Genomic DNA, 22,759 nt, shown 5'->3' with positions numbered 1-22,759 from the left:
CCCCCCCCGCCCGCAGCCACACCGCAGGCACGGAGGCCGGTGCGCGGCGCACCCCGGAGAACAGCCGCGATGCAGGGTCGAGCACTCCGGGGGCCCACCAGGAGAGACGCATGTCGAACCGATCCGTCACCGCCCCACCCCAGCACGACACCACCGCACGAGGACCGGCCGCGGCGCCGGCCGCGGCACCACGACCGGGCCTCCTCGCCCGACTCGGCATCCCGCACCCACTGCGCTGGGGCTTCCTCGGCGTCCTCGTCTTCATGACCGGCGACGGCATCGAGTCGAACTTCATCGCCCCGCACATCGCGGGAGCCCTCGGCACTGGCGGCACCGACAGTGCCGCGATGGTCATCGGCCTGTACGGCGTCGCGGTCCTGGTGGCCTCGTACTTCGCCGGGGTCCTGTCCGAGCTCTGGGGCCCGCGTTGGGTCATGACGATCGGCGCGGTGCTCTGGGTCGTGTTCCAGGTCACGTTCCTGGCGGCGCTGCCCACCGGGTCCGTCGGACTCATCGCCCTGACGTACTTCCTGCGCGGACTCGGGTTCCCGCTGTTCGCGTTCTCGTTCCTGTGCTGGGTGAACCACACCGTCGCCCGCGAGCGGAACGCCACCGCCGTCGGCTGGTTCTACGTCGTGTTCACCGGCGGCCTGCCCACGCTCGGCTCCCTCATCGCGATCGGCAGCATCCCCGCGTTCGGCGGCGGTGCCACCGGGGAGACCGGGTCGATGGCGCTGTCGCTGCTCTTCGTCGCGGTCGGCTGGGCCGTCGTCCGGTTCGGGGTCCACGAGCGCACGGGTCTCGGCCGGATCGCCCCGCGTGAGCACTCCGCCGCCCGGGTCATCGCCAGCGGCATCGAGGTCTGCATCTCGCGCCCCAAGGTCCTGCTGGCCGTCGTCATCCGCCTCGTGAACACCGCGCCGGAGTTCGGCATGTTCGTGATCATGCCCGCGGTCATCGGCACCGAGCTCGGCTGGGGACAGTCGAAGTGGCTCACGATGACCGTCATCGTGTACGCCGGCAACATCCTGTTCAACGCCGTCTTCGGCGCGATCGGTGACCGCATCGGCTGGATCCGCACGGTCAAGTGGTTCGGGATCGCCGCATCGGGCGTCGGCCTGCTGGCCTGGTGGTACGTGCCGCACCTGGTACCCGCCGGGTCCGAGTGGGGCTTCTGGCTGGCGACGGCCGCGGGGACGGTCTTCGGCATCATGCTCGCGGGCTTCACACCGATGGGCGCGATCGTCCCGGCGTTCGCGGGGGAGGACCGCCGCGGCGCGGCCATGGCGATGTACGCGACGGCCGCCGGTGGCGCGACCTTCCTCGGCAACGCGGTCGTCAGCGCGGTGCTGCCGTGGGGCGGCGCCGCAGGCGTCGTCTGGACGTTCGTCGTGCTCTACGCGCTCGCGTTCGTGGTGCTCAGCCTCCTCAGGGTGCCCGCGCAGGCCGAGGCCGCCGGCCACTGACCGCCACCACCTGACGGACGGGAGGCACGGGGCCGGCCGGCACCGTGCCTCCCGACCGTCGTCGGTCAGGTCCACCGCCGTGGCCGACACGCCCGGGTGGGTGCTGGTAGAGTTGTGGACGACTTCGGCGAGGGCCGCGTACGCGCGGCCGTGATCGACGCGGCGGATGACCCGGCAAGCTCTGGGAACGTTCCTCACGCGTGCACGCGTTCGAGTTGCAACACCACAGACCCCCCACGATGCCGGCACCCCGGTGTCGTTCCCCAGACCAGGAGGCACCCATGGCCGACTACACCAAGCTCGCAGCGGAAGTCCGCACCAAGTTCGGCAAGGGCGCTGCCCGCAAGCTCCGCGCTGCCGACAAGATCCCCGCCGTCATCTACGGTCACGGCACCGAGCCGAAGCACGTCAGCCTGCCGGGCCACGAGACCATGCTGCTCGTCCGTACCGCCAACGCGGTCGTCGACCTCGACATCGACGGCACGGCGCAGCTCGCCCTCGTCAAGGACGTCCAGCGCGACCCGGTGCGCCAGATCATCGAGCACATCGACCTCGTCGTCCTGCGTCGTGGCGAGAAGGTCACGGTCGACGTCCCCGTCGTCGTCGAGGGCGAGTCCTTCTCCGGCACGATCCACGTGCAGGACCTCAACACCGTGTCCCTGCTGGTGCTCGCCACCGACATCCCCGAGCACGTCGTGGTCGACGTCGAGGGCCTCGAGGACGGCAAGCAGATCCACGCCTCCGAGCTCACGCTGCCCGAGGGCGCCGAGCTCGAGACCGACCCCGAGGCGCTCGTCGTCGCGATCGTCACCCCGCGTGGCACCGCTGACGACGAAGCCGCCGACGAGGCCTCCGCCGAGGCCGGCGCCGAAGCCGGTGCCGAGGGCGGCTCCGCCCCGGTCGACGAGTCCGAGTAACACCCGTTCGGGACATCTGGTCGACGCTGATGACGACGTCCGCATGACGGAACGACTGCTCGTCGTGGTCGGGCTCGGGAACCCCGGGCCCGACTACGCGGGGAACCGTCACAACGTCGGCCAGATGGTCCTCGACGAACTCGCCGCCCGGATGGGTGCGACGTTCAAGAAGCACAAGACCCCGAACACCGTCGCCGAGGGGCGTCTCGTCCCCGGTGGCCCCCGGCTCGTGCTCGCCAAACCGGGGTCGTTCATGAACACCTCGGGCGGCCCCGTCTCGAGCGTGCTCGGGTTCTACAGCGCCACACCGGCCGACCTCGTCGTCGTGCACGACGAGCTGGACCTGCCGTTCGACACGGTCCGACTCAAGGGCAACGGCGGGCACGGCGGCCACAACGGGCTGCGCGACATCATCAAGGCCACCGGCACGAACGAGTTCTCCCGGGTGCGCGTCGGCATCGGCCGCCCGCCCGGACGCCAGGACCCGGCCGACTACGTGCTGCGCGACTTCTCGCCCACCGAGAAGAAGACGCTGCCGAACCTGCTGGCGGACGCCGCCGACGCGGTCGAGGCGATCGCCGACCTCGGCCTGCTCGCGGCCCAGCAGCGCGTCCACGCGCCGTCCTGACGCACTGCGGTCGCTGTCGGTCGTCGCCGGTACCATGTCCTGAGTGACGATCTCGGGCATCATCCCTGCGCTCTCGCGCGCCTCCGCGTTCGATCGCGTCCTGCGCGCCGCTCCTCGTGACGCCGACTTCTCGGTGGTCGACGGCCTCCGCGTGCCGCTCCTGGCGGCGCTCATGGCCGAGCGCAAGGGCGCGCAGTGCGTCCTCGTGATCACCGCCACGGGGCGCGAGGCCGAGGCCGTCCGAGGTGCTCTGTCGAGCTACCTGCCCGACACCCAGGTGCTCGAGTTCCCGGCGTGGGAGACCCTGCCGCACGAGCGACTGTCGCCCAGTGCGCAGACCGTCGGCACCAGGATCGCCACGCTGCGCGCCCTGCAGCGGTGGCAGGACACCGACGCTGCCGATCGCGCCACCACCGTCGTCGTGGCGAGTGTCCGTGCCGCGCTGCAGCCCATCGCCGACAACCTGACCGAGCTCGCGCCGGTCGTGCTGCGCACCGCGTCGCGCGGCAACGACCTCTCCAGCATCGCGGCGCAGCTCGTCGACCTGGCGTACGCCCGCGTCGACCTGGTGACCCGCCGGGGCGAGTTCGCCGTCCGCGGTGGCATCCTCGACGTCTTCCCGCCCACGGCCGACCACCCGGTGCGCGTCGACTTCTTCGGTGACGAGATCGACGGCATCAAGGCGTTCTCCGTCGCCGACCAGCGCTCCACCGAGGACGACCTCGGTTCGGTCGAGCTCACGGCCTCACGCGAGCTCCTGCTCAGCGAGGACGTCCGCCAGCGCGCCCGCGAGATGCTGCACGAGTTCCCGAACCTGTCCCAGATGCTCGCCAAGGTCGCCGAGGGCATCCCGGTCGAGGGCATGGAGTCCCTCGCGCCGGCCCTGGTCCGCAAGCTGGTGCCGATGACGACGTACCTGCCGAGCGACGCGACAATCGCTGTCTTCTCACCCGAGCGGGTCAGCGGTCGTGCGCACAGCCTGGCCGAGACGAACCAGGAGTTCCTGCAGGCCGCGTGGAGCGCCGCCGTCGCCGGTGCCCAGGCGCCGATCGACCTCGACGCGGGCAACTTCCTGACGGTGCCGCAGCTCCGTGCCACCCGCGGCGACCGCACCTGGTGGACGATCTCGCCGTTCGACAGCGGTGCCGACGAACCCCTGAGCGACGCGGATGCCGCCGCCGAGGCCGGCGAGTACGTCCGCGTCAGGGCCGATGCGGTCCCGAGCTTCGCCGGCAGTGCCGACGGGGCGGTCGCACACGTCAAGGCGCTGACCCACGACGGCTGGGCGGTGGTCGTCACCGCCCAGGGGCAGGGGCTCGTCGAGCGCGCCGTGCAGGTCCTCGCCGACGCCGGGGTCGCTGCCCGGGCCGAGGCCGTCACCGCACCGCCGCAGCCCGGCGTGGCGATCGTCACGACGGCGACGGTCGAGCACGGCTTCTCGATCCCCGACCCGCGCATCGCGGTGCTGAGCGAGGCCGAGTTCTACGGCCGCACGGCGCAGCAGGGCGCCCGCACCGTCAAGAAGCTCGCCAGCCGGCGCAAGAACGTCGTCGACCCGCTGCAGCTCAAGCCGGGCGACGTGGTGGTGCACGCCACGCACGGCATCGGCAAGTTCGTCGAGCTCGTCTCGCGCGAGGTCTCGAGCGGCGGGCGCAACGCGGTCAAGACGCAGCGCGAGTACCTCGTGCTCGAGTACGCACCGTCCAAGCGCGGCTACCCGGGCGACAAGCTCTTCGTCCCGACCGACCAGCTCGACCAGCTCTCCCGCTACGTCGGCGGCGAGTCCCCGAGCCTGTCGAAGATGGGCGGCAGCGACTGGTCCGCAGCGAAGAGCAAGGCGCGCAAGGCCGTCCGCGACATCGCCGTCGACCTGGTCAAGCTCTACTCGGCCCGCATGGCGTCGAAGGGCCACGCGTTCGGTCCGGACACCCCGTGGCAGCGCGAGCTCGAAGAGGCGTTCCCGTTCGCCGAGACCGCCGACCAGCTCACCACCATCGACGAGATCAAGCGCGACATGGAGCGCCCGATCCCGATGGACCGGCTGCTCTCCGGCGACGTCGGCTACGGCAAGACCGAGGTCGCGATCCGCGCCGCCTTCAAGGCCGTGCAGGACGGCAAGCAGGTCGCCATGCTCGTGCCGACCACGCTGCTGGTCCGGCAGCACATGGAGACCTTCGCCGAGCGCTTCGCCGGGTTCCCCGTGCACCTCCGCGCGCTCAGCCGGTTCCAGTCCGAGAAGGAGTCCAAGGAGACCCTCGCGGGCCTGGCCGACGGCACCGTCGACATCGTGATCGGCACGCACCGGATCCTGTCCCAGGGCGTGCAGTTCAAGGACGTCGGTCTGGTCATCATCGACGAAGAGCAACGCTTCGGCGTCGAGCACAAGGACCAGCTCAAGAAGCTCAAGACCAACGTCGACGTCCTGGCGATGTCAGCGACGCCGATCCCGCGCTCGCTCGAGATGGCCGTGACGGGCATCCGTGAGATGTCCACCCTGGCGACCCCGCCCGAGGACCGCCACCCCATCCTGACCTTCGTCGGCCCGCAGTCCGACCTGCAGGTCGGCGCGGCGATCCGGCGCGAGATGCTCCGCGAGGGCCAGGTGTTCTACGTGCACAACCGCGTCAAGGACATCCAGTCGGTCGCGGCGCACCTGGCCGAGATCGTGCCGGACGCCCGCATCGCCGTCGCGCACGGGCAGATGTCCGAGCAGACGCTCGAACAGGTCATGGTCGACTTCTGGGAGCGCCGCTTCGACGTGCTCGTCTCGACGACCATCATCGAGACCGGGCTCGACATCGCCAACGCCAACACGCTCATCATCGACCGGGCGGACAAGTACGGGCTGTCGCAGCTGCACCAGCTCCGTGGTCGCGTCGGTCGAGGGCGCGAGCGTGGCTACGCGTACTTCCTGTACGACGCCGACAAGCCCCTGTCCGAGACCGCCCAGGACCGCCTCGAGACCATCGCGGCGAACAACGAGCTCGGCGCGGGCATGCAGGTCGCGATGAAGGACCTCGAGATCCGCGGCGCGGGCAACCTGCTCGGCGGTGAGCAGTCCGGGCACATCGCGGGGGTCGGGTTCGACCTGTACCTCCGCATGATCGGCGAGGCCGTGTCGCAGTTCCGCGGGGACGTCGCCGAGGGGCAGACCGAACTGCGCCTCGAGATCCCCGTCGACGCGCACATCCCCGAGGACTACGTCGAGTCCGAGCGCCTGCGGCTCGAGGCGTACCAGAAGCTCTCGGCGGCATCGGCCCCGACCGCGCAGTCCGACGCGATCGACCTGGTGCTCGACGAGCTGACCGACCGGTACGGCACGCCGCCACAGCCCGTGCAGACCCTGGTCGAGGTGTCCCGACTCCGTCGCATGGCGCAGCAGGTCGGCCTGTCCGACGTGGTCGTCATGGGCTCGAACCTGCGGGTCGCGGGCAAGGAGCTCGCCGACTCGTCCCAGGTCCGGCTCAAGCGGATGTTCCCCGGCGCCAGGTGGTTCCCGCAGCAGAACGCGTCGAGCATCCCGATACCGCGTCCGCACGACCAGGCCCTGCCCGACGACGCTCTGATCCAGTGGGTAGAGAGCATCCTGACGGCCGTGTACGGAGCGACCACCCCGGCAGCGGCGGCGACTGCCCCGTAGTCCGCACCTGACGGACGGGAGGCCCGGTGCCAGCTGGCACCGGGCCTCCCGTCCGTCAGCGGGTCGCGTGCGCTCCGTTGCGACGATCCCGATGTCGTACGACAGCGACGCTGTCGCTCTGCTGGCTGGCTGCCGCTCGCGCGACGATCCCGGTGTCGTACGACAGCGACGTTGTCGCTCTGCCGGGCGACAGCCGCGCCCGGCGACGATCCCGATGTCGTACGACAGCGACGTTGTCGCTCCGCCGGGCGACAGCCGTGCCCGGCGACGATCTACTCGGTCGCCTCGGCCTCGGAGAGTTCGCGCCGCGCACGGTGGTGCCGCGCCTTGAGACTGACCACGATCGCCGAGGCGACCATCGCGATGCCCGAGCCGACCAGCACGGCCAGGACCCCCTCGTCGACGATCTCGGCGTTGCCCGCGAAGGCCAGTTCGTTCATCAGCAGGGACACGGTGAACCCGATGCCGCCGAGCACCCCGACGGTGACGATCGACCAGAACGACAGCGACGGACGCCCAGGCCCCCGGAACACCCGCGTCGCGACGGCGCCGAACAGCGTGATCCCGATGACCTTGCCGACGGGGAGGGCCAGGACGACGGCCCAGAACGTGGGGGAGAGCTCGCCGATGCCGACGGCGGGGATGACCACCGCGGCGGACGCGAACGCGAAGACCGGCAGCACGATCGCGTTCGACCACGGCTCGACCCGCTCGTGCAGGGTGTGTCCCGGACGTCGCGGCAGCACGAGCCCGAGGGCGACCCCGGCGATCGTCGCGTGGACGCCCGAGTGGTACACGAGCCACCACGTCACGACGCCGAGCACGACCATGCCGGCGATGAGCCAGCCCTGCCCCGATCGACCCGGGCGGAGCATCCGGCCGAGCAGCCAGAACAGCACGAGCAGGACCGCCGCGCCACCGAGCGCGAGGAAGTCGGTGTCGTGCGCGAACACCACCGCGATGATGACGATCGCGATGAGGTCGTCGAGCACCGCGAGTGCCAGCAGGAACACCCGCAGCGTGGAGGGGAGCCCGCGGCCGAACATCGCCAGCACACCGAGCGCGAACGCGATGTCCGTCGCCGTCGGGATCGGCCACCCGTGCGTGTACTGCGTGCCCGCGGTGACGGCGAGGAAGACGCCCGCGGGTACGAGGACACCACCTACCGCGGCGATCGCCGGCACGATCGCCGTCTTGGGGTTCGAGAGTTCGCCCGCCACGAGTTCGTGCTTGAGCTCGATCGCGACGAGCAGGAAGAACACCGCGAGCAGCCCGTCGCTGATCCAGTGCGCGACGGACAGGTCGAGGCCGACGGCGCCCCAGGGTGCGTGCAGGTCGAGGACGTGTTCGAGTCCGGGGCCGATCGGCGTGTTCGCCAGGACGAGGCCGAGGACCGCCGCTGCGAGGAGGGCGATCGCGCTAAAGCGCGGGGAACGGATTGCTGCGAGCATGGAACTCCGTGAGGGTACGGGAAACGGTCCGTCGACCAGACTTCCCGACACGCCTCGGTCATCGTATCCGATACTGATGCGATGACCGTCTCGGACCTGACCGCCGTCGTGGACCGCCTGCTCGACCCGGACGGCGGGTGCGTCTGGAACCGCGAGCAGACCCATGCCTCGCTCGCGCGCTACGCCGTCGAGGAGTCCTACGAACTCGTCGACGCGATCGAGGACGGGGACGTCGACGACGTGCGCGAGGAACTCGGGGACGTGCTGTACCAGGTCGTCCTCCATGCCGGGATCGCGGCCCGCGCGGGGGAGTTCGACCTCGACGACGTCGTCGAGTCCGCCCGCGAGAAGATGGTCCGCCGCCACCCCCACGTCTTCGGCGACGAACGCGCGGACACCGTCGAGGACGTGGTGCGCGTGTGGCGGGCGGCGAAGGCAGCCGAGAAGTCCGCGCGCACGAGCGTGTTCGACGGAGTCCCGAGGGCGATGCCCCCGATGGAGCGTGCGGTCAAGCTGTTGGAACGCCTGGAGGAGCGGGGCGACGCCGACGCAGCCGTCGCCGCCGTCGTGGGGCCGGATGGGGCTGACGCCGACTGGGGCTCGGAGATGCTCGGAGCGATCGCGGCGGCGCGGCGGTCGGGGATCGATCCGGTGGAGAGCCTGCGGGCTGCGGTTCGTCGGCTCGAGGCGGAGGGACGCGCGGGTGACTGAGCGGATGTGGCAGCGAGCGCTGGGGCGGGAAGTGCGGGCGTCCTCCTAACCCGAAAAAGGAGGACGCCCGCGAGCGGGGCCGTCGGTGCAACCAGGGATTGTGCACCGACGGGGATCCCGCTCGAACCGCGGGGCACTCTGCAGCACGGTGCCCTCGCGAACGACACGGCGAGTGGATCAGGCACTCGCCATGCCGAGGTTCTGCATCCACAATATCAGTGGGTCGGTCAGCACGCAACTCGTCGTGTCGATCTGACAGGATTGGCCCATGGCAACGACCGTGACGGCACCCCGTGGCATGCGTGACTTCCTCCCCGCGGACAAGGCGCGGCGCGAGCACGTCCTCGGTGTCGTCCGCGACGTGTACGCCCGACACGGGTTCGACGAGATCGAGACCCCCGTGGTCGAGGACGCCGCACGACTGCACTCGGGCCTCGGCGGTGACAACGAGAAGCTCGCATTCGGGGTCATGCGCCGCGGCCTCACGGTGGACGACCTGCGAACTGCGGCTGCGCCACTCGACCTCGCCGACCTCGGACTCCGCTTCGACCTGACCGTGCCGCTCGCCCGCTTCTACGCCTCGCACCGAGCCGAGCTGCCCTCGGTCTTCCGTTCGGTGCAGATCGCCCCCGTGTGGCGTGCCGAACGTCCGCAGAAGGGGCGCTACCGGCAGTTCCTGCAGTGCGACATCGACGTCCTCGGCGAGCCAGGGCAGCTCGCCGAGGTCGAACTCATCCAGGCGACGACGGCCGCGCTCGACGCGCTCGGGGTCACCGGGACGTCGATCCGGATCAACGACCGCCGGGTCCTGCTCGCGCTGTTGGCGTCGTGGGGCATCACCGACTCGGCAGCGGCCGACCGCGCGCTCATCACGGTGGACAAGCTCGACAAGATCGGGGCGTCCGGGGTCGCCGCCGAGCTCCGCGCTGACCTGGGGGCGACGCTCCCCGGACTCGAGGACACGATCGGTGCACTCGAGTCCGCCGACTGGGACAGCGTCGCGGGCGCGGACTGGCTCGACGTCGAGGCCTTCGACGACCTCGTCCACCTGCGCGACGCGCTGCCCGGCATCGACCTGCGCTTCGACCCGACGCTCGTGCGCGGGATGGGCTACTACACGGGGACGATCTTCGAGGTGGCGCACCCGGACTTCGCCTACAGCCTGGGTGGCGGCGGGCGCTACGACGGCATGATCGGCCGGTTCCTGGGGCAGGACGTCCCGGCCGTGGGGTTCTCCCTCGGGTTCGAGCGGCTCGTCGACCTGGTCACCCTGCCGGAGACGACGACCTCGGACGCCGTGGTGCTCGTGTATGACCGCGACGTCGACCCGGTGCGTCTGGCAGCGCTCAAGAGCGAGGCACTCGGGCAGCACCAGCGCGTGCGACTCGAGCGGCGGACCAAGAACATGAAGAACCTGCTCGCCGGGCTGGCGGCACAGGGCTTCGGCGCGTTCGCCGTCGTGCAGCCCGACACCGAGTCGCTCGAGGGTGTGGAGTTCCGTCCGCTCGACTGAGTTCTCCACAGTCGTCACCCGGTGCAGCGAAACCGTTCACCGCGCGTCGGTAGGATCGTCCCGCAAGCACCACAACCGCAACGTGTAGGGAGTACCCCGTGGCCGTGATCGATGCCGTAGGAGCACGCGAAGTCCTCGATTCCCGAGGCAACCCGACGGTCGAGGTCGAGGTCCTCCTCGACGACGGCGTCGTCTCGCGCGCGCTCGTCCCGTCCGGTGCCTCCACCGGCGCCTTCGAGGCGTACGAGCTCCGTGACGGGGACAAGGCCCGCTACGGCGGCAAGGGCGTCCTCAAGGCGGTGGAAGCCGTGCTCGACGAGATCGGCCCGGCGCTCGAGGGCTTCGACGCCACCGACCAGCGCCTCGTCGACGCCGCGCTCATCGAGCTCGACGGCACCGAGAACAAGTCGCGCCTCGGTGCGAACGCGATCCTCGGCGCGTCGCTCGCCGTCGCCCGTGCCGCCGCCGACTCGGCCGACCTGCCGCTGTTCCGCTACCTCGGTGGCCCGAACGCGCACACGCTGCCCGTGCCGCTGATGAACGTCGTCAACGGTGGCGCGCACGCCGACACCAACGTCGACATCCAGGAGTTCTTCCTCGTGCCCTACGGCGCCGAGTCCTTCTCCGAGGCGCTCCGCTGGGGTGTCGAGACCTACCACGCCCTCAAGGGCGAGCTGAAGAAGCAGGGGCTGGCGACCGGCCTGGGCGACGAGGGCGGCTTCGCCCCCGAGCTCGCGTCGAACCGCGCCGCGCTCGACTTCCTGCTCTCCGCCATCGAGAAGGCCGGCTTCACCCCGGGCAAGGACATCGCGCTCGGGCTCGACGTCGCCTCCACCGAGTTCTTCGCCGACGGCAAGTACGCGTTCGAGGGCAAGCAGCTCTCGTCGCAGGAGTTCACCCAGTACTTCGTCGACCTGGCTCGCGACTACCCGCTCGCCACGATCGAGGACCCCCTCGCCGAGGACGACTGGGAAGGCTGGACGCACCTGACGAGCGAGCTGGGCGACAAGCTGCAGATCGTCGGCGACGACCTCTTCGTCACCAACCCCAAGCGCCTGCAGCGGGGCATCGACGACAAGGCCGGCAACTCGATCCTCGTCAAGGTGAACCAGATCGGCACGCTGACCGAGACCCTCGATGCGGTGTCGCTCGCACAGCGTCACGGCATGACCGCGATCCTGTCGCACCGATCGGGTGAGACCGAGGACACCACCATCGCGGACATCGCGGTGGCGGTCGACGGCGGTCAGATCAAGACCGGTGCTCCCGCCCGGTCCGACCGTGTCGCGAAGTACAACCAGCTCCTCCGCATCGAGGAAGAGCTCGGCGACGCCGCGGTCTACGCCGGCCGCACCGCCTTCCCGCGGTCCGCGTCGCTCTGGTCGTAGTCGAACCAGTCGGAGCGATCCCCGGAACGCCGTCCTCCTCTGGAGGGCGGCGTTCCGTCGCGTGCGCCGGGCTCCGTGCCTCTGGCCATCCCCTCTGGCCATCCCCTTCGGCCGGAGTCGCTGGCCATCCCCTCCGGCCGGAGTCGCTCGAAACGCCGCCCGCCGCGTGTCGAGGTCGCATGGAGCGTCGCTCCGACGCGCGGCACGCGACGCGTCGTGCGACGTCGAACGACTCCTTGCAGCGTGTTGCGCGACCACGAGGCGGCCTGGACGGTGCGTGGCGGAGGGTTGCCGCGCCTCCAGGGCGCACCGCTCGCTGAGAGGGTGCGGAACACGCGCGCGGCGCAGCGAACGGCCGTGTCGGCCGGGTTATCGTCGAACCGTGCCGAACCAGAAGCCCCGCGTCCGCCGCGTGCCCGTGGCCATGCCCGAGGGCGCCACGGCGGAGCAGCCGTGGTACCGCACCATCCGGTTCTCCGGCTTCAGCCTGATCATGCTCGCGATCGTCGTGCTGTTCGTCGTGGTGTTGGCGCCGTCGCTCCGGACGCTCATCCAGCAGCAGGAGCAGATCGCCCAGAAGCAGCACGAGGTCGCCGCGCAGAAGTCCGACGTCGCGCAGAAGAAGAAGGACGTCGCACGCTGGGACGACCCCGCCTACATCGAGGCCCAGGCGCGTGACCGGCTGCTCTACGTGTACCCGGGCGAGCAGAGCTTCCTGGTGATGGGTGACGGCGAGAGCGCGGGGACCGGTGACACGAAGCCGACCACCGACTCGGGGACGCCGGTCAGCGCGACGGTGCAGACACCCAAGGTCGACTGGGTGCAGGCGATGATGTCCTCGGTCCTGCAGTCCGGGCTGTCGAAGGAGACCGCGCAGGAGCTCGTCGCTCCCGAGGTCTCGGGTACGGGCAGCACCGGCAAGTAGCCGCGGTGCACGGGGGCCGTCATCTCCGGTAGCCTCTTGTCCCCGTGACGACCCCTCCGTTCGACCCGCCGTCCGACCACGACGTGCAGGTGGTCTCCGCACAGCTCGGCCGCCCTGCCCGCGACGTCGTCGGCATCGCGGCACGCTGTGTCTGCGGCAACCCCACGGTCGTCGCGACGAAGCCGCGCCTGGGCAACGGCACCCCGTTCCCGACGCTGTACTACCTGTGCCACCCGGCCGCCACCGCTGCCGTCAGCACGCTTGAGGCAACGGGCGTCATGCCCGAACTCGCCGAGCTGCTCGAGGACCCCGACATGGCCGATCGCTACCGCGCGGCCCACGAGTCCTACCTCGCCGACCGCGAGTCGATCGAGCACGTCGACGAGATCGACGGCATCAGCGCGGGCGGCATGCCCGTCCGCGTGAAGTGCCTGCACGCCCTCGTCGGCCACACCCTCGCTGCCGGACCCGGCGTGAACCCCATCGGCGACCTGGCGCTCGCCCGCGCCTCGTGGTCGCCCGACCGGTGCGAATGCCGGGCGTATGATGGGCTCGCAGACGCTGGAGTCGGGGCGGGTGGCGGCGAAGTCTGACCAGCCGCCCGGCAACCACCCCACTCCAAGGAGATCATCCCCCGTGCCCAAGATCCTCGTCGTCGGCGGCGGTTACGCCGGCTTCTACACCGCCTGGAAGCTCGAGAAGCACCTTCGTCAGGGCGAAGCCGATGTCGTCATGGTGGACCCGCTGCCGTACATGACCTACCAGCCGTTCCTCCCCGAGGTCGCCGCCGGCTCGATCGAGCCGCGTCACGCGATCGTGTCGCACCGTCGGCACCTCAAGAAGACGCGCGTCGTCACGGCGAAGGTCACGAACGTCGACCACGCCACCAAGACGGCGACGATCACCCCCGAGCTCGGCGAGCCGTGGGAAGAGTCGTACGACCAGATCGTGATGACCGCCGGTGCGGTGTCGCGCACGTTCCCGATCCCGGGTGTCGCGGACGAGGCGATCGGCCTCAAGACCATCGAGGAAGCGGCCGCGATCCGCGACAAGGTCCTCACCAACTTCGCCAAGGCCTCGAACCTGCCGGCGGGTCCCGAGCGTGACCGTCTGCTCACGGTCGTCGTCGTCGGCGGTGGCTTCGCGGGCATCGAGGTCTTCGCCGAACTCCGCTCCTTCGTCACCGACCTGCTCAAGAGCTACCCGCAGCTGTCGTTCGACGACACACACTTCCACCTGGTCGAGGCGATGGGCCGGATCATGCCCGAGGTCTCGCTCGAGACCTCGCACTGGGTGCTCAAGAACCTGGCCGAGCGTGGCGCGACCGTGCACCTCGAGACCCAGCTCGCGTCGGCCGAGGGCGGCGTCTGCCAGCTCAAGGCGAAGGACGACTCGATCGAGACGATCCCGTCCGACCTGATCATCTGGACCGCCGGCGTCATGGCGAACCCGATGGTCAAGGGCACCGACTTCCCGCTCGAGCCCCGCGGCCGCATCACCGTCCAGCCCGACCTGCGCATCGTCAACGAGGGCGCGGTCGTTCCCGACGCCTGGGCCTGCGGCGACGTCGCGGCTGTGCCGGACCTGACCGGTGGCGGCGTCGGCGGCATGTGCGTCCCGAACGCCCAGCACGCCGTGCGCCAGGCCAAGCAGCTCGCGAAGAACCTCGTCGCGATCATGCGCAACGAGGCAACGGTCGACTACAAGCACAAGAACCTCGGTGCCGTCGCGGGGCTCGGCCTCGGCATCGGTGTCTTCCAGTCCGGCAAGTTCGCCATGACGGGCTTCCTCGCGTGGGGCGCCCACCGTGGCTACCACGGGCTGGCGATGCCGTCGTGGGAGCGCAAGATCCGCGTCGTCGGCGACTGGGTCGGCGGTTTCTTCCTCGGCCGCGACATCGCGTCGCTCGACGACCGCGAGACGCCGCGCGCGGCGTTCGAGACCTTCGCGTCGCGCCCGAAGCCGGCCACGGCCGACGAGCCCAAGGCCGTCGCCGCCGGTCCGGAGGAGGGCAAGCCCGCCGACGCCGCCGGCCCGGTCTACGCGACCCCGGCCGAGGACGTCTCGAAGGACGCCGAGCCGATCAAGGCCGACTCGAAGTAGTCCTCCCGCAGCGCCAGCGACGGCGGCCACCCCTCGGGGTGGCCGCCGTCGTCGTCGCTAGGCTGTTGCAGCTGCGCCCCCGTGGCCCAATCGGTAGAGGCATGCGACTTAAAATCGCCGAGTTGTGGGTTCGAGTCCCACCGGGGGTACCGAAGAGAACCGCGCACAGTGCGACTGGATGCCGTGCGTGCGGCGCGCGCCGAGCCTCCAGTCGGTCTCGGTGCGGGCTTGGCGACGTGGTGCTGGCTTGTTTCACTGCACGGTCCGGACAAGCTCGCACCGACTGCGAACCGCGCACGGTGCGACTGGAGGCTGTGCGTGCGGCGCGCGCCGAGCCTCCGGTCGGCCTCGGTGCGGGCTTGGTGACGTGGTGCTGGCTTGTGTCGCTGCACGGTCCGGTCAACCTCGCACTGGCTGCGAACCGCGCACGGTGCGCCCGCGCACGGTGCGCCCGCGCACGCCGCGGACACAGGAACGGCGCGACCCCGAGGGGCCGCGCCGTTCCGGTTGCGCGAGGTGCGCTGGACTCAGTGGATCCGGTAGCCGGTCACCATCGGGCACGTGAACGGGTCACGCGCGGCGAGTCCGACGCGGTTGAGGTACGCGACGACGATCGCGTACGACTGGCCGAGCGTCGCCTCGGTGTAGGGGATGCCGTGCTTGGCGCAGTGCGCCTTGACCATCGGCTTCGCCAGGCGCAGGTTCGGCCGCGCCATGTTCGGGAACAGGTGGTGCTCCGCCTGGTGGTTCAGCCCGCCGAAGAGGTGGTCGGCCCAGATGCCGCCGGTGATGTTGCGCGAGGTGCGCACCTGGCGCGACAGGAAGTCGATGCGGGCGCCCTCGGCGATGACCGGCATGCCCTTGTGGTTCGGGGCGAACGAGCCGCCCATCATCACGCCGAAGACCGCCATCTGGACGCCGATGAAGGCCGCGCCGACGCCGAACGGCATGAACGTGAAGACCGCCCAGAAGTACAGGCCGAAGCGGGCGACGAGCAGGATGCCCTCGATGATGCGGTCGCGGCCGGTGCCCTTGATGTGCTGTCCGGTGACCAGCGCCTTGGCCCCGAGGAAGTGCAGGTTCGCGCCCTCCATCGTCAGGAGCGGGAAGAACGCCCAGCCCTGCACGCGGGTGAGTGCGCGGAGCAGGCCGCGCCGCTCGGCAGCGTCCTCTTCGATGAAGGAGACCGTGTCCTGCGCGATGTCCGGGTCCTTGCCGATGGTGTTCGGGTTGCCGTGGTGGCGGTTGTGCTTGTTCATCCACCACGTGTACGACAGCCCGACCACGAAGGTCCCGAGGACCCGACCGGCGTGGTCGTTCCACTTGCGCGACGCGAACACCTGTCGGTGCGCGGCTTCGTGGGACAGGAACGCGAACTGCGTGAACAGCGCTCCGAGCACGGCAGCCGGGATGAGCTGGAACCACGAACCGCCGAGCATGGCGACGGCGACCCAGCATGCGGCCACGAGGACGACCAGGACGGCGAAGACGCCCCAGTAGAAGCCGGTGCGGCGTTCGAGCAGGCCAGCGGACCGGACCTCTTCGAGCAGGTCCTTGTAGGTCGAGGTGCCGGAGGTCGCTCCGGGAGCTCGGGGAGTCGTGGGTCGGTACAGGGTCGATGAAGACGGCAAGAGCGCTGCTTCCATCAGGGACAGCCCTTCGGCCGAACAGGAGAGTTCCCGCGATTGCGATTGCTAGGGAACCTAGGGGCAGAACCTGGGCAGAGACCGTGGAGTGCGCGTACCGTCTGCGCAAGGTCGCTCGCGCTCCCGGCGATCCGCGGACCGGAGGTCTCGACGGTTGAAGCACATCATCTACGGCTTGGCCAGCGTCCTGACCACGGACGACGCCGCGTACGCGGTCCTCGACTACGCTGCGGCCCTCGCGCAGGCCGGGCTGTCGGACACCGTGCACGTCCCGACGGTCGACCGGTGGGGCATGCCGTCGACGTCGAGCATCCTCCTCGCGCCGGCGATCGGGGTCCTGGTGCAGGCGGCTCCGGACGACGAGCTGCAGCCCGAGACGGCGCAGTTCATCAGCGAGCTCCGCTGGCGTACCGAGGCCGTCCGCGCTGGCGGATGACGTCATCGCTGACCGAACCGCCGCGTCGGTAGCATGGCGGTCGTGGTGGGATTCGGCAGCGCGCTCGCGAACCTGCGTGGGGTCCTCCGGCAGCCGGAGTCACACGTCGAGGTCGTCGACGGCGAGACCGTCCCCGTCGGCATGCTGCTCGGGACGCTCGGGGCGCTGCTGCTCGATGCCGGCAGCTCCGTCACCGACGTGCGGTCGGCGCTCGAGAAGGCCCGGGAAGCCGCTGGCATCGGCCCCGGACTCGCCGTCGGGGTGTTGCCCGCGCTGGTGATCGTCAGCGAGACCGCCACCGGCTCGGCGACGATCGTCAACGCCGAGGGCGTCGAGCTCTCCTTCCGCCAGGCGGCGCGGGCGAACCGACTCGTCCTCGGTCTCGAGAGCGGGTCGATCGCCCTCGCCGAGATCCCGGCGCGGGTGCGCGCCATCCGAGCCGGCACGCGTCCGCCGGCCGCGCTGCCCTGGATCGCCGGCAACGCCCTGACCGCCGCAGGCCTGGCCGTCGTGTTCCGCTGTCCGTGGTGGGCGATCCTGGTGACCCTCGGCGTCGGCGCACTCGTCGGCGTGATCGGCCTGCTGCTCCGCCGCTTCCGCGAGGCCGTGGCGATCATCCCGTTCCTCGCGGCCTTCATGTCGACCGCGGTCGTCGGGATCGTGGCCGCCGCGACCGGGTTCGACCACGTCCCGCTCTTCGCGGTGTGCGCTCCCGTCGCCGTGTTCGTGCCCGGTGCGCTCATCACGAACGCCCTGCTCGAACTGACGGCCGCCGACATCGTCACCGGGTCCTCGCGACTGGTCCAGGGGGTGATCATGCTCGGGTTCATGGCCGCGGGGATCGCGGCCGGCAGCGCCCTCACCGGGCTGCACGTCGACCCCTCGTCAGCGGCGCTCGTCGGTGAGGTCGCCGGCGTCGTGACCGACCGCGGCGGCTGGGAGGCCGTGCCGTCCTACTGGGTCTCGTGGGTGGCGGTGGTCGTGCTGGCGCTCGGCCTCGGCCTGGTCTTCGGTTCCGGCTGGCGTCTGACGCTCGTCTCGGTCGCGGTCATGGTGACGGCGTACGCGCTGGTGAGCGGCACGAGTCCGCTCTGGGGCAGCGTCGTCGCCACCGGAGCGACGGCTGCGCTGCTCTTCATCGCGACCCGCCTGCTGGAACGGCTCGTCCCGGTCATCCCGGCGACGGTCTCGTTCTTCCCTGCGTTCCTGCTGCTGGTGCCGGGCACGGTCGGGCTGGTCGCCGTGTCGACCCTCGACCCCGTCGCCCTCGCGACGCCGCTGGCGACGTTCGTCAGCCTGTGCGTCGGCACGAAGATCGGCGGGCTGCTGCCCGGCCTGTTCGCGCGGAACGCGCCGACCCACTGATCCGGCGACCGCCGGAGGCTCCGGTCGCGACCAGCGTCGGACTGGAGGCCCGTGGCGGGCCCGCCACGGGCCTCCAGTCCGATGCGTCAGGGCTCGATGAAGCGGTCCGCTTCGTCCTGGGCCGTCGCCTTGGCCAGGTAGTGCACCTTCTTGCCGGTCGCGTTGTAGGGGAGCTCGTCGACGAAGCGGTAGCGGCGCGGACGCTTGTAGCGCGCCAGGCCCGGGTGGTCGCTCGTCCACGTCTCGAGCTCCGCCGCCGCTTCGGTGTCGCCCTGCGGCAGACCGCGGTCGGCGCGCACGACGAACGCGACGACGACCTCGCCCCAGCGCTCGTCCGGGACACCGACGACGATCGAGTCGGCGACGCCCGGGTGCTCCTGCAGCACGGCCTCGACCTGGACGGGGTGGACGTTCTCGCCGCCGGAGATCACCATGTCGTCCTTGCGGCCGACGATGGTGACGCGCTCGTGCTCGTCCCAGGTGGCCAGGTCGCCCGGGTAGAACCAACCGTTCGAGAACTTCTCGGCCTCGAGCCCGGGGTTCCGGTACGAGTAGCCGGACTTGACCGTGCGGACCGCGAACTCACCGATCTCACTGCCGTCCTTGGGCACGGTGTCCGTCGGGTCGGCGAGCCGGTCCTGGTACACGCGGACGACCGCGACGTCGTCGTCCGTCGATGCCCGACCGGTCGAACCGGCGCCGTCCGGGAAGTCCTCGGGGCGCAGGAACGTGTTCCAGAACGTCTCGGTCGTGCCGTAGCCGTTGAAGATGCGCGGGGAGAGCAGCTCCTGGTAGCGCAGGGCGGCGGCGCGGTCGAGCGGGGCGCCCATCGTGACGATGCCGCGCAGGCTGGACAGGTCGCGCGGGTTGCGCTCCTGGGCGTTCGCCAGCTGGACGAGGTTCGGCGGGGCGCCGATCAGGAACGTCAGCTGCTCGGACTCGACCAGGTCGAGCACGCGGTCCGCGTCGAAGTGCCGCAGCGTGGTCAGCTCGGCCCCGACGTAGAACACCGGGTTCGGGCCGCCGGAGTACAGGCCACCGCGGTGGAAGAGCGGCGACATGTTGAGCGTCTTGTCGAACGGGCTCAGCGGGAAGTGCATGATCACGTCGTGCGCGCTGAGGACCTCGACCAGGCTCGGCAGCGGGACGGGCTTGGGACGGCCGGTCGTGCCCGAGGTGTAGAGCCGGGTGGTCTCGGAGAACGTGTCGCGCGGTTCCGTGGCGGCGAGTTCCTCGACCGAGACGGGGTCGGCAGCCAGCAGTGCGTCGAAGCCCGTGGCCGTGGGGTCCTGCCCGCCGAGGACGACGACGTGGTCGGGCCGGTGGGCGGCGGTCGAGAGGGCCGCGCCGATCTCGGCCCCGCGTCCGGCGTCGTGGACGAGCACGACGGGTGCGGAGTCCTCGATGATGAAGGCGACCTCGTCGGGCGCGAGCCGGAAGTTCGTCGGCGAGAAGACGGCGCCGATGCGGTGGCAGGCCAGGTAGAGCATCGCGAACTCGGGTGAGTTGAACAGCTCGACCATGACGACCGACCCGCGCTCGACCCCGTGTCGCAGGAGCCAGCCGCCGATGCGGTCGACGGTCGCACCCAGTTCGGCGTAGGTCCACGAGCGGTCGGTGTCCGGGTCGCGCAGCGCCGGTCGGGTCGCGAAGCGGTGGGTGTTCCGGGCGAAGCCGTTGGCGTAGGTGTAGCTGTGCTCGAAGACGTCACGGAAGCGCGTGGCGTCGTAGTCGGATCGGGTCTCGGTCATCGTCGCTCCCTGGGCTCGTCCGGTGCTCCTGCGCACCGTCGTCGTGCGTCGCACCGTCGACGATGCGCGCCGCCCGCCACTGTAATGGTCGGTCGAACCCGGCGCCGGGGGGGCTGGCAGGCGCTGCGTCGAGGCCGCCGGTGCCGATGCCGATGCCGGTGCCGGTGCTCGGCACCGCGGGTGTCCGGTGTCCGCGCCGCGGACGTCAGGCCCGGGCGCTGTCGGCGTCCGCGGTCCGGACCCACAGCCACGTCCCGAGGGCCGCCGCGACGCACACGCAGGCGATCAGTGCCAACGCGACGGGGGAGACGTGCGTGCCTCCCGGGCCGGAGTAGACCGCTGCGCCCAGCGCCACACCGACCGTGGCGACGGCCGCGTAGCGGGTCCGCGAGCGGGACCACAGCGCGCTGCCGGCCGAGCCCGCGAGCGGCAGGAGCGTCGCCACGAGGGAACCGAGGCCGCCGACGCAGAGCGTGATCGCGAACTCGGAGACGAGCGCGGTCCAGAACCCGGGCCCGGTCGTCACGCTGTGCAGGAGCCAGCCCGTCGCGGCGAGGACCAGCAGCGCGCAGGACCGCCAGGTCGCGCTCCTGGCGCAGGCGGCGACCCCGGCACCGAGCCGCATCGCACCCGTGTCCACGTCGGTCCGCCCGACCGGGACCAGCAGGACGCCGAGCACCAGGGCGGGGGACAGGTCGGCCGCGCGGGTGACGGCGCATGCGACGAGGGCGGCGAGGACGAGCCATGGCGACACCCGGAACCCCACGGTGTGGCGGTCGGCACCCGCAGCCCACCGGGTGGCGATCACGACCGCTGCGGCGAGGACACCTGTCCCCAGCAGGACCGCGATCGCCAGGCGGACGTAGCGGGCCTCGAGCGAGACCCCGACGCCGAGCAGCGTCAGCACGGACGCCAGCACCACGGCGATCGACACCGATGCCCACGCGGGCAGGGCATCGTCGCCGCGCCGACGTTCCGACCGAGGGCGGTTGCGACCGGTGAACGAGCCCAGCCGCAGCGTGACCCGTCCGCGCAGGGTCCGTGCGACGAGACGCGCGGGTCCGGCGACCAGCAGCAGGAACCCGACCGCGACGGCGCCCGCGACCGCGAGCGTGTCCCACGAGGCCGCCGCCTGGATCGTCGGGACGGTGCGACCGAACGACGTCGCCACGGACCAGTCGCCGGCCGGGCCGGACCAGTCCACTCCCGGCCGGCCGCCCGCGGTAGCGCCCCCGGACGCATCGCCGGTGCCGGTGCCGGTGCCGGTGCCGTCCGTGGTCCCGCCGGCCGAGCTGCCCGGGCCGCCCGACCCGGGCACGGTGCCGGTGGTCGGACCACCCGTGCCGCCGGTCGCGGGCCCGGAGCTGCCGCCCGTCGCGCTCCCGCTGCCCGGGCTGCCGGACGGCGACACCGTCGAGCCGGGCGTCGTCGCCACGACGTCGACGGTGACCGGCGTCGAGGAGGGGGAGTGGTTGCCCGCGGCGTCGTGCTGCAGCGCGGTGACGACGTGCGCTCCGACGGTGAGCGGGCCTCCCGACGTCGAGCACGCCCAGGAGCCGTCGGCGCGGACGGTCGCGCCGCACACCGGGGCGCGGTCGACGTACACGGTCAGCACCGCCCGGGGCTCCCCGGCCCCGCGCACGACCAGGGCCTGCGCCGCGACGCGGTCACCGGTCCGGGGCGACGTGACGGTCGGGGCATCCGGCGGGGTGCGGTCGAACGTGACGGTCGCCGGGGCGGAGGCTGCGCTGCGGAGGTCGGAGCGGAACCCGTCGGCGGTGCTGGCCGTCGCGGTCGCCGTCATCGTCACGGTGCCGCTCGGTCGCGGTGCCGCGCCGGTCGACCAGGACACGATCCACCGGCCGTCGCTGCCGACCGCGGCGGTGCGGACGGCGGACGACCCGGAGACCGAGACGGTGACGGTCGTCCCGACGTCGCCGGTGCCGACGACGGTGCCCGTCGTCGGCTCGCGCGTGCTGATCACCGGCGGGACGACGACGTCTGCGGCCGGCGCGTCGGCGGTGCGGCGGGACGCGTCGGAGAGGTCCTGCACGGTGAAGACCTGCTGCGGTCCCGTGGCGACCGGGCCGGAACAGGTCCAGGTGCCGTCGCCGTCCGTCGTGGTGGTGCAGACCGACCGACTGGTGACCGCCGGGTCGATCACCCGGACGCGGTGGCCGGGCGTCGCCGTGCCCTGGAACCGTCCGGTCGCGCTCGTCAGGTCGCCGGGGTCGGCGATGGTCGGGTCGACGGCGGGGGTGCCGGACGGCGGCGGGGTCGGGGTGGGGGAACCGGACGTCGGCGCCGCCCCGGGGGTCGGTTGCACGTGCAGGTCAGCCTGGGTGTCGCCGGGCGCCGTGGTGGGATCCGGTGCGGGCGTTGCCGCCCGGTCCTGGTCCTGGGGCTGCGTCGTGTCGGCAGTGGCTGGCGCCGTGTCCGTCGTGCCCCGGGTCGTGTCGGCAGCGGCTGCCGCCGTGTCCGTCGTGCCCCGGGTCGTGTCGGCAGCGGCTGGCGCCGTGTCCGTCGTGTCCCGGCTCGTGTCGGCAGCGGCTGCTGCCGCCGGGACGACGGCGAGGGCCAGGAGGCCCGTCACCAGCGCCGTGGTCAGCGCAGCGACCAGGGACGCACGGGGACGGCGACCGCGACGGCCGCCCCCGACCGTCGCGGATCCCGAGGACTCCCCACGTGTGCTCATCTCCCTCCATCCCACGCGACAGAACGGGATCGGTCAATCCCCCGCGCGGATGATCGCGCTCCTTCGCATGGTCTGGCCGGACGCCGGGTGTGCATGACTCGGGAATCGGCCGTGAACCGCGCCC

General features: G+C 71.4%; 16 protein-coding genes and 1 tRNA gene. 13 read left to right on the top strand and 4 right to left on the bottom strand.

All coding sequences use genetic code 11. The features are described from left to right. Positions 1 to 110: 110 nt before the first annotated feature. The 4 genes from ASG04_RS08465 (at position 111) to mfd (ending at position 6,651) form a co-directional block, all read left to right on the top strand. A complete protein-coding gene (locus ASG04_RS08465) occupies positions 111 to 1,466 on the top strand; it encodes an RbtT/DalT/CsbX family MFS transporter (RefSeq protein WP_082517905.1) in 1,356 nt (451 codons plus the stop codon). Positions 1,467 to 1,747: 281 nt separating this feature from the next. Beyond that, positions 1,748 to 2,383 (top strand): 50S ribosomal protein L25/general stress protein Ctc, encoded by a 636-nt coding sequence (locus ASG04_RS08460; protein WP_056122434.1) that lies wholly within the window; start codon positions 1,748 to 1,750, stop codon positions 2,381 to 2,383. 43 nt (positions 2,384 to 2,426) lie between these two features. Beyond that, positions 2,427 to 3,011: an aminoacyl-tRNA hydrolase gene (gene pth / locus ASG04_RS08455; protein WP_056122432.1), complete on the top strand. Its 585-nt coding sequence runs from the start codon at positions 2,427 to 2,429 to the stop codon at positions 3,009 to 3,011. A gap of 43 nt (positions 3,012 to 3,054) precedes the next feature. After that, entirely contained in the window at positions 3,055 to 6,651 is a 3,597-nt protein-coding gene (gene mfd / locus ASG04_RS08450) for a transcription-repair coupling factor (protein WP_056122428.1), read from the top strand. A gap of 272 nt (positions 6,652 to 6,923) precedes the next feature. Here the strand turns inward: mfd and nhaA are convergent, their stop codons facing one another. Continuing rightward, positions 6,924 to 8,102, bottom strand: a complete 1,179-nt coding sequence (nhaA, locus tag ASG04_RS08445) for a Na+/H+ antiporter NhaA (protein WP_056122424.1) — start codon at positions 8,100 to 8,102, stop codon at positions 6,924 to 6,926. Between the two features lie 81 nt (positions 8,103 to 8,183). Here nhaA and ASG04_RS08440 point away from each other — a divergent pair, with 81 nt between their 5' ends. The 7 genes from ASG04_RS08440 to ASG04_RS08410 all read left to right on the top strand — a co-directional run bounded on the left by ASG04_RS08440 (position 8,184) and on the right by ASG04_RS08410 (position 14,891). Then, positions 8,184 to 8,813: a MazG family protein gene (locus ASG04_RS08440; protein ID WP_082517904.1), complete on the top strand. Its 630-nt coding sequence runs from the start codon at positions 8,184 to 8,186 to the stop codon at positions 8,811 to 8,813. 268 nt (positions 8,814 to 9,081) lie between these two features. Then, the gene (gene hisS / locus ASG04_RS08435) at positions 9,082 to 10,326 is read left to right on the top strand and encodes a histidine--tRNA ligase (RefSeq protein ID WP_056122422.1); all 1,245 of its coding nucleotides are present in this window, start codon (positions 9,082 to 9,084) and stop codon (positions 10,324 to 10,326) included. Positions 10,327 to 10,424: 98 nt separating this feature from the next. Next, positions 10,425 to 11,714: a phosphopyruvate hydratase gene (eno, locus tag ASG04_RS08430; protein ID WP_056122420.1), complete on the top strand. Its 1,290-nt coding sequence runs from the start codon at positions 10,425 to 10,427 to the stop codon at positions 11,712 to 11,714. A 382-nt stretch (positions 11,715 to 12,096) separates the two neighbouring features. Beyond that, complete coding sequence (locus ASG04_RS08425; RefSeq protein WP_056122418.1) at positions 12,097 to 12,639, top strand: FtsB family cell division protein; 543 nt, start codon at positions 12,097 to 12,099, stop codon at positions 12,637 to 12,639. 44 nt (positions 12,640 to 12,683) lie between these two features. After that, positions 12,684 to 13,232: a DUF501 domain-containing protein gene (locus ASG04_RS08420; protein WP_056122415.1), complete on the top strand. Its 549-nt coding sequence runs from the start codon at positions 12,684 to 12,686 to the stop codon at positions 13,230 to 13,232. A 43-nt stretch (positions 13,233 to 13,275) separates the two neighbouring features. Beyond that, a complete protein-coding gene (locus ASG04_RS08415; RefSeq protein ID WP_056122412.1) occupies positions 13,276 to 14,742 on the top strand; it encodes an NAD(P)/FAD-dependent oxidoreductase in 1,467 nt (488 codons plus the stop codon). 75 nt (positions 14,743 to 14,817) lie between these two features. Continuing rightward, positions 14,818 to 14,891, top strand: a tRNA-Leu gene (locus ASG04_RS08410). A 378-nt stretch (positions 14,892 to 15,269) separates the two neighbouring features. Here ASG04_RS08410 and ASG04_RS08405 read toward each other — a convergent pair. Then, positions 15,270 to 16,388: a fatty acid desaturase family protein gene (locus ASG04_RS08405; RefSeq protein ID WP_056122409.1), complete on the bottom strand. Its 1,119-nt coding sequence runs from the start codon at positions 16,386 to 16,388 to the stop codon at positions 15,270 to 15,272. A 154-nt stretch (positions 16,389 to 16,542) separates the two neighbouring features. Between ASG04_RS08405 and ASG04_RS08400 the strand changes: the two genes are divergently transcribed. Beyond that, positions 16,543 to 16,824, top strand: a complete 282-nt coding sequence (locus ASG04_RS08400; RefSeq protein ID WP_056122406.1) for a hypothetical protein — start codon at positions 16,543 to 16,545, stop codon at positions 16,822 to 16,824. 45 nt (positions 16,825 to 16,869) lie between these two features. Continuing rightward, positions 16,870 to 18,189 carry a threonine/serine exporter family protein gene (locus ASG04_RS08395; RefSeq protein ID WP_235515485.1) on the top strand — a complete coding sequence of 440 codons (1,320 nt, stop codon included), beginning with the start codon at positions 16,870 to 16,872 and terminating at the stop codon, positions 18,187 to 18,189. Between the two features lie 86 nt (positions 18,190 to 18,275). On the opposite strand, the gene ASG04_RS08390 is transcribed toward ASG04_RS08395, so the two are convergent. After that, on the bottom strand, positions 18,276 to 19,940 hold the full coding sequence (locus tag ASG04_RS08390; RefSeq protein WP_056123875.1) for a class I adenylate-forming enzyme family protein: 1,665 nt from the start codon (positions 19,938 to 19,940) through the stop codon (positions 18,276 to 18,278). A 205-nt stretch (positions 19,941 to 20,145) separates the two neighbouring features. Next, entirely contained in the window at positions 20,146 to 22,635 is a 2,490-nt protein-coding gene (locus tag ASG04_RS08385; RefSeq protein WP_056122404.1) for an Ig-like domain-containing protein, read from the bottom strand. Positions 22,636 to 22,759: the final 124 nt, after the last annotated feature.

This window comes from Curtobacterium sp. Leaf183 (assembly GCF_001424385.1).
Lineage (GTDB): Bacteria > Actinomycetota > Actinomycetes > Actinomycetales > Microbacteriaceae > Curtobacterium.
This window is presented reverse-complemented; position numbering and strand designations above follow the sequence as displayed.

Bases quoted from the DNA above. Each gene is read 5' to 3' on its own strand.
- ASG04_RS08460 (WP_056122434.1), top strand. From the start codon at position 1,748: ATGGCCGACTACACCAAGCTCGCAGCGGAAGTCCGCACCAAGTTCGGC.
- nhaA (WP_056122424.1), bottom strand. From the start codon at position 8,102: ATGCTCGCAGCAATCCGTTCCCCGCGCTTTAGCGCGATCGCCCTCCTC.
- ASG04_RS08465 (WP_082517905.1), top strand. From the start codon at position 111: ATGTCGAACCGATCCGTCACCGCCCCACCCCAGCACGACACCACCGCA.
- ASG04_RS08405 (WP_056122409.1), bottom strand. From the start codon at position 16,388: ATGGAAGCAGCGCTCTTGCCGTCTTCATCGACCCTGTACCGACCCACG.
- hisS (WP_056122422.1), top strand. From the start codon at position 9,082: ATGGCAACGACCGTGACGGCACCCCGTGGCATGCGTGACTTCCTCCCC.
- ASG04_RS08390 (WP_056123875.1), bottom strand. From the start codon at position 19,940: ATGACCGAGACCCGATCCGACTACGACGCCACGCGCTTCCGTGACGTC.
- pth (WP_056122432.1), top strand. From the start codon at position 2,427: ATGACGGAACGACTGCTCGTCGTGGTCGGGCTCGGGAACCCCGGGCCC.
- ASG04_RS08440 (WP_082517904.1), top strand. From the start codon at position 8,184: ATGACCGTCTCGGACCTGACCGCCGTCGTGGACCGCCTGCTCGACCCG.
- ASG04_RS08385 (WP_056122404.1), bottom strand. From the start codon at position 22,635: ATGAGCACACGTGGGGAGTCCTCGGGATCCGCGACGGTCGGGGGCGGC.